Source organism: Burkholderia sp. HI2761 (assembly GCF_002223355.1).
Classification (GTDB): Bacteria; Pseudomonadota; Gammaproteobacteria; order Burkholderiales; family Burkholderiaceae; genus Burkholderia.
In genome coordinates this window covers 1,668,230-1,681,884 of the sequence record NZ_NKFN01000004.1, presented here as the reverse complement: position 1 = coordinate 1,681,884, position 13,655 = coordinate 1,668,230, and the positions used below count along the sequence as shown (strand labels likewise).

At 68.4% G+C, this 13,655-nt stretch carries 10 protein-coding genes; 5 read left to right on the top strand and 5 right to left on the bottom strand.

All coding sequences use genetic code 11. From position 1 onward, the window contains the following. Window positions 1-117: 117 nt before the first annotated feature. From prmB to dapC, 5 genes are all read right to left on the bottom strand, one after another. Window positions 118-1,026 (bottom strand): 50S ribosomal protein L3 N(5)-glutamine methyltransferase, encoded by a 909-nt coding sequence (gene prmB, locus CFB46_RS14675; protein WP_027784782.1) that lies wholly within the window; start codon window positions 1,024-1,026, stop codon window positions 118-120. Window positions 1,027-1,037: 11 nt separating this feature from the next. Next, the gene (gene dapE, locus CFB46_RS14670; RefSeq protein WP_027784781.1) at window positions 1,038-2,177 is read right to left on the bottom strand and encodes a succinyl-diaminopimelate desuccinylase; all 1,140 of its coding nucleotides are present in this window, start codon (window positions 2,175-2,177) and stop codon (window positions 1,038-1,040) included. A gap of 87 nt (window positions 2,178-2,264) precedes the next feature. Further along, complete coding sequence (locus tag CFB46_RS14665) at window positions 2,265-2,633, bottom strand: ArsC family reductase (RefSeq protein ID WP_006478478.1); 369 nt, start codon at window positions 2,631-2,633, stop codon at window positions 2,265-2,267. Beyond that, a complete protein-coding gene (gene dapD / locus CFB46_RS14660) occupies window positions 2,633-3,460 on the bottom strand; it encodes a 2,3,4,5-tetrahydropyridine-2,6-dicarboxylate N-succinyltransferase (protein ID WP_006478479.1) in 828 nt (275 codons plus the stop codon). Before dapD ends, CFB46_RS14665 begins: the two co-directional genes overlap by 1 nt. A gap of 44 nt (window positions 3,461-3,504) precedes the next feature. Beyond that, window positions 3,505-4,737 carry a succinyldiaminopimelate transaminase gene (gene dapC / locus CFB46_RS14655; protein ID WP_027784780.1) on the bottom strand — a complete coding sequence of 411 codons (1,233 nt, stop codon included), beginning with the start codon at window positions 4,735-4,737 and terminating at the stop codon, window positions 3,505-3,507. 159 nt (window positions 4,738-4,896) lie between these two features. On the opposite strand from dapC, the gene CFB46_RS14650 reads away from it, so the two are divergent. The 5 genes from CFB46_RS14650 (at window position 4,897) to def (ending at window position 13,636) form a co-directional block, all read left to right on the top strand. After that, the gene (locus tag CFB46_RS14650; protein ID WP_027784779.1) at window positions 4,897-5,838 is read left to right on the top strand and encodes a DMT family transporter; all 942 of its coding nucleotides are present in this window, start codon (window positions 4,897-4,899) and stop codon (window positions 5,836-5,838) included. A 139-nt stretch (window positions 5,839-5,977) separates the two neighbouring features. Continuing rightward, window positions 5,978-9,490 carry a chromosome segregation protein SMC gene (gene smc / locus CFB46_RS14645; protein WP_027784778.1) on the top strand — a complete coding sequence of 1,171 codons (3,513 nt, stop codon included), beginning with the start codon at window positions 5,978-5,980 and terminating at the stop codon, window positions 9,488-9,490. Between the two features lie 85 nt (window positions 9,491-9,575). Next, window positions 9,576-10,865: a cell division protein ZipA C-terminal FtsZ-binding domain-containing protein gene (locus tag CFB46_RS14640; RefSeq protein WP_027784777.1), complete on the top strand. Its 1,290-nt coding sequence runs from the start codon at window positions 9,576-9,578 to the stop codon at window positions 10,863-10,865. A gap of 165 nt (window positions 10,866-11,030) precedes the next feature. Then, entirely contained in the window at window positions 11,031-13,106 is a 2,076-nt protein-coding gene (ligA, locus tag CFB46_RS14635) for an NAD-dependent DNA ligase LigA (RefSeq protein WP_027784776.1), read from the top strand. Beyond that, window positions 13,103-13,636 (top strand): peptide deformylase, encoded by a 534-nt coding sequence (gene def, locus CFB46_RS14630; protein ID WP_027784775.1) that lies wholly within the window; start codon window positions 13,103-13,105, stop codon window positions 13,634-13,636. Before ligA ends, def begins: the two co-directional genes overlap by 4 nt. Window positions 13,637-13,655: the final 19 nt, after the last annotated feature.

Sequence of the window (13,655 nt, the reverse complement as noted above, 5' to 3'; positions counted from 1 at the left end):
CGCGTAAAGGACTCCCGAAGGGACTCCCGAGGTCGTGCAGCCGGGCGGCCGCCTACGCGCATCTTACCCAACCGTGCGGCGCAACGGTGCGCCGCACGGCGGGCGAGACGGAAACGCTCAGGCCTTGCGCGGCAGGTCCGACGCCTGGATCAGGAACACGGCGTCGTCGCCCGCGCTGGTGGGCAGCCACGTGAGTTCGAGGCCGCCGAACGCCGCTTCGACGTGCTCGCGCTCGTTGCCGATCTCGACGACGAGCACGCCGTCGTCATGCAGCCAGCGGTGCGCGTCGGCGACGATGCGTCGCACGATGTCCATCCCGTCGTCGCCGCCGGCGAGCGCCATTTCCGGCTCGTGCCGGTATTCGGGCGGCAGCGCGGCCATCGACGCGGCGTTCACGTACGGCGGATTCGTCAGGATCACGTCGTAGCGCGAGTCGGGATCGGTGCGGAACGCGGGCAGCGGCGCGTAGAGGTCGCCGCGGTGCAGCCCGATGCGGTCTTCGAGGCCGTAGTCGCGCACGTTGATTTCCGCGACTTCTAGCGCCTTGTCCGACAGGTCGACCGCGTCGATCTCGGCGTTCGGGAACGCGCTCGCCGCGAGGATCGCGAGGCAGCCGGAGCCGGTGCACAGTTCGAGCACCGCGCCGACCTGCTCGGGATCGGCGACATACGGCTGCAGCCCGTCGTCGAGCAGTTCGCCGATGAACGAGCGCGGCACGATCACGCGTTCGTCGACGTAGAAGCGGTGGCCGTGCATCCACGCTTCATGCGTGAGGTAGGCGGCCGGCACGCGATCGGTCGCGCGTCGTTCGATCACCGCGAGCACGGCCGCGATTTCGTCGGGCAGCAGGCGCGCGTCGAGGAACGGCTCGAGCGTGTCGAGCGGCAGGTCGAGCGTATGCAGCACGAGGTAGGCCGCTTCGTCGTACGCGTTGTCGGAACCGTGGCCGAACGCGAGCTTCGCTTTCGAGAAGCGCGTGACCGCATAGCGCAGCAGGTCGCGGATTGTGGCAAAAGGTGTCGTCATGCGAGGCTCCGTCAGGCGATCAGTTGTTCGAGCACGCGTCGGTACACGTTCTTCAGCGGGTCGACGAAGCGCACCTCGATGTGCTCGTCGATCTTGTGGATACTGCCGTTCGGCGGGCCGAACTCGATCACCTGCGGGCAGATGCGCGCGATGAAGCGTCCGTCCGACGTGCCGCCCGTCGTCGACAGCTCGGTCGTGATGCCGGTCTCGGCGCGGATCGCGTTTTCCAGCGCGCCCGACAGTTCGCCGCGCGGCGTGAGGAACGGCAGGCCGCTCACCGACCACTTCAGCGTGTATTCGAGGCCATGCTTGTCGAGGATCGCGTGCACGCGGGCCTGCAGGCCTTCGACCGTGCTCGCGGTCGAGAAGCGGAAGTTGAACAGCAGGTCGGCGTGGCCGGGGATCACGTTGGTCGCGCCGGTGCCGGCGTGCAGGTTCGACACCTGCCAGGTGGTCGGCGGGAAGTATTCGTTGCCTTCGTCCCACTGTTCGGCCGCGAGCTCGGCGAGCGCCGGCGCGAGCAGGTGGATCGGGTTCTTCGCGAGGTGCGGATACGCGATGTGGCCTTGCACGCCCTTGACGACGAGTTCGCCGGACATCGATCCGCGGCGGCCGTTCTTGACGACGTCGCCGAGCTCGGCGCTCGACGTCGGCTCGCCGACGATGCAGTAGTCGAGCCGCTCGCCGCGTTCCTGCAGCAGTTCGACGACCTTCACGGTGCCGTCGGTGGCCGGGCCTTCCTCGTCGCTCGTGATCAGGAACGCGATCGCGCCGCGGTGGCCGGGATGGGCCGCGACGAATTCCTCGGACGCGACGACGAACGCCGCGAGCGACGTCTTCATGTCGGCCGCGCCGCGGCCGTACAGCTTGCCGTCGCGATGGGCGGGGATGAACGGCGGCGAGGTCCACTGTTCGAGCGGGCCGGTCGGCACGACGTCGGTGTGGCCCGCGAACGCGAGCAGCTTGCCCTCGCGGCCGTCGGCGCCGCGCTTGACGGCCCACAGGTTGGTCACGCCGTGCGACGCGATGGTCTCGCATTCGAAGCCGAGCGCGGCGAGGCGCTCGGTCATGATCTGCTGGCAGTGCTGGTCGTCGGGCGTCACGGACGCGCGTGCGATCAGTTGTTCGGTAAGGGCTAGGGTGGCGGACATGGTTCGGACCACTTTCGATAAAAAATGCCGGCACGGTGGCCGGCAGCGACAGGGCGTCGGGCGGCGCCCGCGGGCGCCGGGGCGGCTCTATGCGGCAAACAGCGCCGCGTATTGATCGGCCACGAAGCCGAGCGATTTCACGCGGCCGTTGACGACGAGCACGGGGCGCTTGATGACCGACGGCTTGTGGATCATCAGCGCGACCGCGCCGGTCTTGGTTTCGGCGGCCGCCTTCATCGCGTCGTCCAGGCCGCGCCACGTGGTGCCGCGCTTGTTCACGAGCGCGTCGAGCGACACGTCCTTCAGCCAGTCTTCGATCAGCGGCGCGCTGACGCCGAGCTTCTTGAAATCGTGGAACTCGAATTCGACGCCGTGATCGTCGAGCCACACACGGGCCTTCTTCACGGTGTCGCAGTTCGGAATGCCGTAGACGACCACGGTGTGCGGCTTCGCCATCAGTCGCCTCGCAGCAGTTCGTTCAGGCCGACCTTCGCACGCGTCTTCGCGTCGACCTTCTTCACGATCACCGCGCAGTACAGGCTGTGCGAGCCGTCCTTCGACGGCAGGTTGCCGGCGACGACGACCGAGCCGGCCGGGATGCGGCCGTAGCTGACTTCGCCCGTCTCGCGGTCGTAGATCTTCGTGCTCTGGCCGAGGTACACGCCCATCGAGATCACCGAGTTCTCCTCGACGATCACGCCTTCGACGACTTCCGAGCGCGCGCCGATGAAGCAGTTGTCCTCGATGATGACCGGGTTCGCCTGCAGCGGCTCGAGCACGCCGCCGATACCGACGCCGCCCGACAGGTGCACGTTCTTGCCGATCTGCGCGCACGAACCGACCGTCGCCCACGTGTCGACCATCGTGCCTTCGTCGACGTACGCGCCGATGTTGGTGTACGACGGCATCAGCACGACGTTCTTCGCGATGAACGAGCCGCGGCGCGCGATGGCCGGCGGGACGACGCGGAAGCCGCCCGCGGCGAAATCTTCGGCCGTGTAGTTCGCGAACTTCGACGGCACCTTGTCGTAGAACTGCGAGTAGCCGCCGGCCGGCATCGGCGCGTTGTCCTCCAGGCGGAACGACAGCAGCACGGCCTTCTTCAGCCACTGGTGCACGGTCCAGTTGCCGTCGATTTTCTCGGCGACGCGCAGTGCGCCTTTGTCGAGCTGCTCGATCGCGTGAGCGACGGCTTCGCGGACGTCGGCGGGCGCGGCCTTCGGCGACAGCTCGGCGCGGTTTTCCCAGGCGGTATCGATGATTTGCTGAAGTTGTTGCGACATGTTCGTTTTCGCAGGAGATGGATGGAATTGATCGGGATGGACGATTACCGCGCGAGAGAGCGGCAGAAATCGACGATGCGTTGCGCGCCCTCGACGCATTCGGGGGTGCCCGCGACGAGCGCGATCCGGATGAAATCGCGGCCCGGGTTCGTGCCGTGCGCATCGCGCGCGAGGTACGAGCCGGGCAGAACCGTCACATTATAGTCGGCGTACAGGCGGCGGGCGAACTCGGTGTCCGACAGGCCGGTGCGCGACACGTTGGCCCACAGGTAGAACGCGGCGTCGGGCAGCTTCACGTCGATCACGTCGGCGAGCATCGGCGTGACCGTATTGAACTTCTGGAGGTACAGCGCGCGATTCTCGCGCACGTGCGCCTCGTCGTTCCACGCGGCGATGCTCGCGTGCTGCCAGACCGGCGACAGCGCGGCGCCGTGGTACGTGCGGTACAGCAGGAATTTCTTCAGCAGCGCGGCGTCGCCGGCGACGAAGCCCGAGCGCATGCCCGGCACGTTCGAGCGCTTCGACAGGCTCGACAGCATCACGAGCCGCTCGAAGCCGCGGCCGAGGCGATGCGCGGCCTCGAGGCCGCCGAGCGGCGGCGCCGCTTCGTCGAAATAGATTTCCGAATAGCACTCGTCGGACGCGATCACGAAACCGTGGCGGTCCGACAGCGCGAACAGCTCGCGCCAGTCGTCGAGCGTCAGCACGGCGCCCGTCGGGTTGCCGGGCGAGCATACGTACAGCAGCTGCGTGCGCGCCCACACGTCATCGGGCACGGCCGCGTAGTCGCACGCGAAGTTGCGCGCCGGGTCGCTGTTCGCGAAATAGGGTTCGGCACCGGCCAGGAGCGCCGCGCCTTCGTAAATTTGATAGAAAGGATTCGGACAGAGTACGATCGCCTTCTCGCCCTGCGCGGACGGCCGTGCATCGATCACGGTCTGCGCGAGCGAGAACAGCGCCTCGCGCGAGCCCGACACCGGCAGCACCTGGGTGGCCGGATCGATCGCCGGCAGCCCGTAGCGGCGCTCGATCCAGTGCGCGATCGACGTGCGCAGCGCGTCCGAGCCGGCCGTGGCCGGGTACGACGCGAGGCCGTCGAGCGCGGCTACCACGGCCTCGCGGATCAGCGCCGGCGTCGCATGTTTGGGCTCGCCGATGCCGAAGCTGATCGGTTTGAGGTCGCCGGAAGGCGTCACGTCCTTGAACAGGGCGCGCAGCTTTTCGAAGGGATAGGGCTGGAGCGAGTCGAGTCGAGGGTTCACGGGCGAAGCGGCCATCGCGGCCGGTTGGAGCGAAAGAAGCGGCGGGCGCGCCGCGCGGCTGCGAACGGGCGCGTCGGGCGCGCGGGTCGCAGCGGACGATTATAGCGTGACGGAATGCGGTCACGGCCTGCCGGAGCGGCGGCCGGGCCGGTCGAATAAAGGGTATCGAACCAAATGAACAACGCGGTACGCGGCAGCCTGCCGACGCTGGCCATCCTGATCGGCGCGTCGGTGTGGGGCCTGATCTGGTATCCGCTGCGGATCCTCGCGTCGCTCGGCGTGACGGGCACGCTCGCGAGCGCGCTGACGAGCCTCGTCGCGTTCCTGTTCGTGATCGTCGCGCGGCACCGCACGATCGCGACGCTGCGCTGGCACTGGGTGCTGCCGGGCATCGCGGTGACGGCCGGCGTGACGAACCTCGGGTTCGTATGGGGCACGATCCACGGCGAGGTGCTGCGCGTGATGCTGCTGTTCTACCTGACGCCGGCCTGGACCGCGATCTACGCGCACTTCCTGCTGCGCGAACGGCTGACCTGGGCCGGCGCGGGGCTCGCTGCGCTGTCGATCGGCGGCGCGATGCTGATGCTGTGGTCGCCGACGCTCGGCTTGCCGCTGCCGGCCAACCCGGCCGAATGGGCGGGCCTCGCGGCCGGGCTGAGCTTCGCGATGAGCAACGTGCTGGTGATCAAGGCGAGCCGCGAGCTGCCCGACATGCGCGCCGAAATGCGCACCGCGACGCTGTTCGGCGGCGCGGCCGTGTTCGGCGCGATCGCGTCGCTGTTCGAAGGGCTGCCGGCCGCGCCGGCGAGCCCTCAGCTGGGCGTGGCCGCGCTGATCATCGCGGCGATCGGCGTGACGATGGCGTCGAACAACCTACTCGTCCAGTACGGCCTCGCGCGCGTGCCGGCGAACCGCGCGTCGATCATCATGCTGTTCGAGATCGTGATCACCGCGCTGTCGGCGTGGGTGTTCGCGAACGAGCTGCCGAGCGCGCGCGAGTGGGCGGGCGGCGCGTGCATCGTACTCGCGACGCTGCTGTCGAGCCGGGTCCATCGTGCCGCGCCGGCACCGGACAAACCCGGCGACGGTCGGGACGGCGCACGCGCGATGGTATGATGGAAGCCGTTTGCGGGGCCCAACGCTGGATGCGCGCGGCCCCGTTTTTGAATTCCGGGGCGCGTGGCGCGCAGGGGCTCTCCGGCCCCGCGCCGTGCGGCCCCGTCCGTTTCACACCTTCTTCACATCCGATACCGCCGTGCGTCTGAGCTCGATCAAACTCGCTGGCTTCAAATCCTTCGTCGATCCCACGCATTTCCAGGTTCCGGGCCAGCTTGTCGGCGTGGTCGGCCCGAACGGATGCGGCAAGTCCAACATCATCGATGCCGTGCGCTGGGTGCTCGGCGAGTCGCGCGCGTCCGAGTTGCGCGGCGAATCGATGCAGGACGTGATCTTCAACGGTTCGACCGCCCGCAAGCCCGGCAGCCGGGCCAGCGTCGAACTGATCTTCGACAACTCCGACGGCCGCGCGGCCGGGCAGTGGGGCCAGTACGGCGAAATCGCCGTCAAGCGCGTGCTGACGCGCGACGGCACGTCGAGCTACTACATCAACAACCTGCCGGCGCGCCGCCGCGACATCCAGGACATCTTCCTCGGCACGGGCCTCGGGCCGCGTGCGTACGCGATCATCGGGCAGGGCATGATCGCGCGGATCATCGAGGCGAAGCCGGAAGAGCTGCGCGTGTTCCTCGAGGAAGCCGCCGGCGTGTCGAAGTACAAGGAACGCCGCCGCGAGACCGAGAACCGCCTGCACGACACGCGCGAGAACCTGACGCGCGTCGAGGACATCGTGCGCGAACTCGGCGCGAATCTCGAGAAGCTCGAGTCGCAGGCCGTGGTCGCGACCAAGTACAAGGAACTCGTCGCCGACGGCGAGGAGAAGCAGCGCCTGCTGTGGCTGCTGCGCAAGAACGAGGCCGCCGGCGAGCAGCAGAAGCAGCAGCGTGCGATCGAACAGGCGCAGATCGACCTCGAGGCGCAGACGGCGAAGCTGCGCGAAGTCGAGGCGCAGCTCGAGACGCTGCGCGTCGCGCACTACTCGGCCAGCGACGCGATGCAGGGCGCGCAGGGCGCGCTCTACGAGGCGAACGCCGAGGTGAGCCGTCTCGAAGCCGAGATCAAGTTCATCGTCGAATCGCGCAATCGCGTGCAGGCGCAGATCGCCGCGCTGAACGCGCAGCGCGAGCAGTGGCGCGCGCAGGCCGAGAAGTCGCAGGACGAGCTCGAGGAAGCCGAAGAGGCGCGCGCGATGGCCGACGAGAAGGCCGCGCTCGCCGAGGACAACGCGGCCGCGAAGCACGATGCGCTGCCGGCGCTCGAAGCGAAGTGGCGCGACGCACAGGCGCAGCTCAACGACGAGCGCGCGCGGATCGCGCAGACCGAGCAGTCGCTGAAGCTCGAAGCCGCGCACCAGCGCAACGCCGACCAGCAGCTCCAGCAGCTTCAGCAGCGCCACGAGCGCCTGAAGAGCGAGGCGGGCGGGCTCGATGCGCCGGACGAAACGCAGCTCGAAGAGTTGCGCATGCAGCTGGCCGAGCAGGAAGAGATCCTCGCGGAAGCGCAGGCGCGCCTTGCCGACGCACAGGAAACGGTGCCGCGTCTCGACGGCGAACGCCGCGCCGCGCAGGAGCGCGTGCAGGCCGAAGCCGCGCAGATCCACCAGCTGGAGGCGCGCCTCGCCGCGCTGAAGCAGCTGCAGGAAAACGTGCAGACCGAAGGCAAGGTGCAGCCGTGGCTCGACAAGCACGAGCTCGGCGCGCTGCCGCGTCTGTGGAAGAAGCTGCATGTCGAGGCCGGCTGGGAAGCGGCGCTCGAGGCCGTGCTGCGCGAGCGTCTCGCCGCGCTCGAGGTATCGAATCTCGACTGGGTGAAGGCATTCGCGACCGATGCGCCGCCCGCGAAGCTCGCGTTCTATGCGCCGCCCGCGGCCGGCGAGCCGCCCGCCGCGGTGGCCGGGCTGCGGCCGGTGCTGTCGCTCGTGCGCATCGACGACGCGGGCATCCGCGCGGTGCTGAACGACTGGCTCGGGAACGTCTACGTCGCCGACGACGTCGCGCAGGCGCTCGCGACGCGCGCGCAACTGCCGGCAGGCGGCGCGTTCGTCGTCAAGGCCGGCCATATCGTCACGCGCGTCGGCGTGCAGCTGTACGCCGCCGATTCGGAGCAGGCCGGGATGCTGGCCCGCCAGCAGGAAATCGAAAACCTCGCGCGGCAGGTGCGTGCGCAGGCGCTGCTCGCCGACGAGGCGCGCACGGCCGCCGTGCGTGCCGAAGCCGCGCACACGCAGGCCACGCAGGCGCTCGGCGACGTGCGCGCGCAGGCCGAACGTGCGACGCAGCGCGTGCATGCGCTGCAGATGGACGTGCTGAAGCTCGCGCAGGCACACGAACGCTATACGCAGCGCAGCACGCAGATCCGCGAGGAACTCGAGGAAATCGGCGCGCAGATCGAAGAGCAGCGTGCGCTGCGCGCCGAGTCGGAAGCGAATTTCGAGCGCTTCGACGGCGAGCTCGCGGAACTGCAGGCGCGCTTCGAGGACAACCAGCTCGCCTTCGAGTCGCTCGACGAATCGCTGACGCAGGCGCGTCAGGAAGCGCGCGATCTCGAGCGCGGCGCGAACGACGCGCGCTTCGCCGCACGCAACGCGGTGACGCGGATCGACGAACTCAAGCGCACGATCCAGGTGGCGCACGAGCAGAGCGAGCGCGTCGCCGCGTCGCTGGAAGACGCGCGGGCCGAACTCGAGACGATCAACGAGCAGACCGCGCACACCGGCCTGCAGGACGCGCTCGAGATTCGCGCGGTGAAGGAAGAGGCGCTGCAGGCCGCGCGCATCGAGCTCGACGACCTGACCGCGAAGCTGCGCGCGTCGGACGAGCAGCGACTCGTCGCCGAGCGTTCGCTGCAGCCGCTGCGCGACCGCATCACCGAGCTGCAACTGAAGGAGCAGGCCGCGCGCCTGGCCGTCGAGCAGTTCGCCGAGCAGCTCGCGACGGCCGAGGTCGACGAGGCCGCGCTGAGCGAGAAGCTCACGCCGGATCTGAAGCCGTCGTACCTGCAGGGCGAAGTCACGCGCCTGAACAACGCGATCAATGCGCTCGGCCCGGTCAACATGGCCGCGCTCGACGAACTGAAGGCCGCGAGCGAGCGCAAGGTGTTCCTCGACGCGCAATCGGCCGACCTGATCGACGCGATCACGACGCTCGAGGACGCCATCCACAAGATCGACCAGGAAACCCGCACGCTGCTGCAGGGCACCTTCGACGAGGTCAACCGTCATTTCAGCGACCTGTTCCCGCGCCTGTTCGGCGGCGGCCAGGCGAAGCTGATCATGACGGGCGACGAGATTCTCGATGCCGGCGTGCAGGTGATGGCGCAGCCGCCCGGCAAGAAGAACGCGACGATTCACCTGCTGTCGGGCGGCGAGAAGGCGCTGACCGCGACCGCGCTGGTGTTTGCGATGTTCCAGCTGAACCCGGCGCCGTTCTGTCTGCTCGACGAGGTCGACGCGCCGCTGGACGACGCGAACACCGAGCGTTTCGCGAATCTCGTGCGCGCGATGTCCGACAAGACGCAGTTCCTGTTCATCTCGCACAACAAGATCGCGATGGAAATGGCGCAGCAGCTGATCGGCGTGACGATGCAGGAGCAGGGCGTGTCGCGGATCGTTGCGGTGGACATGGAAACCGCCGCGGGTTTTGCCCAGAATTGACGTTTGACGAAACCGGATCGCGTTCGCGCGGCGCATGGGCGCCCGTTCGCGGTCCCGACGAAAAAGAATTGCTGATGGAGCGTGCATGGACGAGTTGACACTCGGTTTGATCGGCGCGGGCGCCGTCGTGGTGGGCGGCGTCGTGGTCTACAACGCATGGCAGGGCGCGAAAGTGCGGCGCAGGATGCCGCGCCCGATGCCGGAGGAAGCGGCCGAGGCGATGAACCGCCCCGAGCGCGACGAAGAGTTGCCGTTCATCGAACCGGTGCGTCAGCCGGTGCGCCGCGAGCCCGCGGCACCGGTCGCGGCGACGACGACGGCCGCGGCCGAAGCCGCGCGCGTCGAGCCGACGTTCGGCGGGGGCGCCGGCGGCGCGGCACCGGCCGATACGCCGGCCGACCTGCAGGCCGAGGCGACGGGCGTCGACACGTCGTCGGAATCGACTGAACCGGCGGCCGGTGAAGAAGCCGTACCCGCCGCCGCACGCGAAGCGGCGGCCGAACCGGCCGAGCCGACCGAACCGGTGATGCCGGCCGCGACGACGATCTCGTCGACGCCGCCCGCGATCGTCGACCGCCGCATCGACTGCATCGTGCCGATCCGCCTCACCGGGCCGCTGCCGGGCGACAAGATCCTGCCGTTTGCGCAGCGGCTGCGCCGCGCGGGCAGCAAGCCCGTGCATATCGAAGGCAAGCCGGAAGGCGGCCAGTGGGAGCTGCTGCAGAACGGCGTGCGCTATGAAGAGCTGCGCGCGGCCGCGCAGCTCGCGAACCGCGGCGGCGCGCTGAACGAGCTCGAATTCTCCGAATTCGTGACGGGCGTCCAGCAGTTCGCCGACGCGATCGACGGCGCGCCGGAATTCCCGGACATGATGGAAACGGTCGCGATGGCGCGCGAGCTCGACGCGTTTGCCGCGCAGTGCGACGCACAGCTGTCGATCAACGTGATGTCGGACGGCGCGCCGTGGTCCGCGAACTACGTGCAGGCGGTCGCTTCCCAGGACGGGCTGCTGCTGTCGCGCGACGGCACGCGTTTCGTGAAGCTCGACGCGAAGCAGAACCCGGTGTTCATGCTGCAGTTCGGCGATACGAACTTCCTGCGCGACGACCTGACGTACAAGGGCGGCAACATGATCACGCTGGTGCTCGACGTGCCGGTGGCCGAAGAGGACATCCTGCCGTTCCGGCTGATGTGCGATTACGCGAAGTCGCTGTCCGAGCGGATCGGCGCACGCGTCGTCGACGATTCGCGCCGGCCGCTGCCGGAGTCGACACTGCTCGCGATCGAGCAGCAGCTGATGAAGCTGTATGCGAAGCTCGAGGAAGCCGGCATCCCGGCCGGTTCGCCGGTCACGCGCCGTCTCTTCAGCCAGTAACGCGACGGCGCGGACGGCGCTCGGCGGCGCCGTCGTTCGTCGCTGCGGCGCGCACCGTTTCGTGTGCGCTGCAGCATGTCATCGGGCCCGCATTGCGTGCCCCGCCGCGACGTCAAACTGAGATAATCGGGCATCCGATTTTTTCAGAACGAATCTGCCGCCAGCATGGCCCGAACCCAAGCCGAACCGCCAGCCAGCCAGCCCGACGCGCGCGCCGCGTGGCTGCGCGACCAACTCGAGCGGGCGAACTACGCCTATTACGTGCTCGACCAGCCGGATCTGCCCGACGCGGAATACGACCGGCTGTTCCGTGAGCTGCAGCAACTCGAAACCGACCATCCCGAACTCGTGACGCCCGATTCGCCGACGCAGCGCGTCGGTGGCGAAGCGGCCGGCGGCTTCACGCCAGTCGTCCACGATGCGCCGATGCTGTCGCTGAACAACGGCTTCGCCGACGAGGACGTCGTCGCGTTCGACAAGCGCGTCGCCGACGCGCTCGCCAAGACGACCGATCTCGCCGGCTCGGTGACGGAGCCCGTCGAATACGCGTGCGAACTGAAGTTCGACGGCCTCGCGATTTCGCTGCGCTACGAGCACGGCGTGTTCGTGCAGGCATCGACGCGCGGCGACGGGACGACGGGCGAGGACGTGACCGAGAACGTGCGCACGATCCGCTCGATTCCGCTCAAGCTGAAGGGCAAGCACGTGCCGGCCTTGCTCGACGTGCGCGGCGAGGTGCTGATGTTCAAGCGCGATTTCGCACGCCTGAACGAGCGCCAGCGCGCGGCCGAGCAGCGCGAATTCGCGAACCCGCGCAACGCGGCGGCCGGCAGCCTGCGCCAGCTCGACTCGAAGATCACCGCGCAGCGTCCGCTGTCGTTCTTCTCGTACGGAATCGGCGTGCTCGACGGCATGCCGATGCCCGACACGCACAGCGCGCTGCTCGACTGGTACGAGGCGTTCGGCCTGCCGGTGAACCGCGAGCGCGCGGTCGTGCACGGCGCCGAAGGCTTGCTCGATTTCTTCCGCAAGGTCGGCGAGAAGCGCGATTCGCTGCCGTACGACATCGACGGCGTCGTCTACAAGGTCAACCGGCGCGACGAGCAGGAGCGGCTCGGCTTCGTGTCGCGTGCGCCGCGCTTCGCGCTCGCGCACAAGTTTCCCGCGCAGGAAGCGCTGACGAAGCTCGTCGCGATCGACGTGCAGGTCGGCCGTACCGGCGCAATCACGCCGGTCGCGCGTCTCGAGCCGGTGTTCGTCGGCGGTGCGACCGTGACCAATGCGACGCTGCACAACGAGGACGAAGTGCGCCGCAAGGACATCCGGATCGGCGACACCGTGATCGTGCGCCGCGCGGGCGACGTGATTCCGGAAGTCGTCGGCGCGCTGCTCGACCGGCGCCCGGCGGATGCGGCCGAATTCGTGATGCCGACCGAATGTCCGGTGTGCGGCTCGAAGATCGAGCGCCTGCCGGACGAGGCGATCGCGCGCTGCACGGGCGGGCTGTTCTGCCCGGCGCAGCGCAAGCAGGCGCTGTGGCATTTCGCGCAGCGCCGCGCGCTCGACATCGACGGCCTCGGCGAGAAGATCATCGACCAGCTCGTCGAACTGAAACTGGTACGTACGCCGGCCGACCTGTTCAATCTCGGCTTCGCGACGCTGGCCGAACTCGACCGGTTCGCCGAGAAGTCCGCGCAGAATCTGCTCGATTCGCTCGAGAAGGCGAAGCATACGACGCTCGCGCGCTTCATCTACGGGCTCGGCATCCGTCATGTCGGCGAATCGACCGCGAAGGATCTCGCGAAGCATTTCGGCTCGCTGACGCCGATCATGGACGCGTCGATCGAGGAACTGCTCGAAGTCAACGACGTCGGGCCGATCGTCGCCGAATCGCTCCATCAGTTCTTCGCGGAGGAGCACAACCGGACCGTGATCGAGCAGTTGCGCGCGCCGGGCAAGGTCACGTGGCCGGAAGGGCCGCCCGCGCCGAAGGCGCCGCAGGGTGTGCTCGCGGGCAAGACCGTCGTGCTGACGGGCACGCTGCCGAATCTCACGCGCGATGCGGCGAAGGAGATGCTCGAAGCGGCGGGCGCCAAGGTGGCGGGTTCGGTATCGAAGAAGACGGATTACGTGGTCGCGGGCGCCGAAGCCGGCAGCAAGCTCGCGAAGGCCGAGGAACTCGGCATCCCCGTGCTGGACGAAGACGGTCTGCACCAACTCCTGGAGGGCAATACGCCATGATTCGCGAGATCCTGAAGATGGGCGATCCGCGCCTGCTCGAAGTCGCCCAACCGGTCGAGCGGTTCGATACCGCCGAGCTGCACGAGATCGTCGCGGACATGTTCGAGACGATGCACCACGCGAACGGCGCCGGGCTGGCCGCGCCGCAGATCGGCATCGGGCTGCAGATCATCATCTTCGGCTTCGGCAACAACAACCGCTACCCGGATGCGCCGCCGGTGCCCGAGACCGTGCTGATCAACCCGAAGATCGAGTACATGCCGCCGGAGATGGAAGAGGGCTGGGAAGGCTGCCTGTCGGTGCCGGGCATGCGTGGCGTCGTCAGCCGCTACGCGAAAGTGCGCTACAGCGGCTTCGACCAGTTCGGCGAGAAGATCGATCGTGTCGCCGAGGGGTTCCACGCGCGGGTGGTCCAGCACGAATACGATCACCTGATCGGCAAGCTGTATCCGATGCGGATTACCGACTTCACGCGCTTCGGCTTCACCGAGGTGTTGTTCCCGGGCCTCGATCCGGCCGACGACGACTGATCGGCCGCGCTCCCGTGGA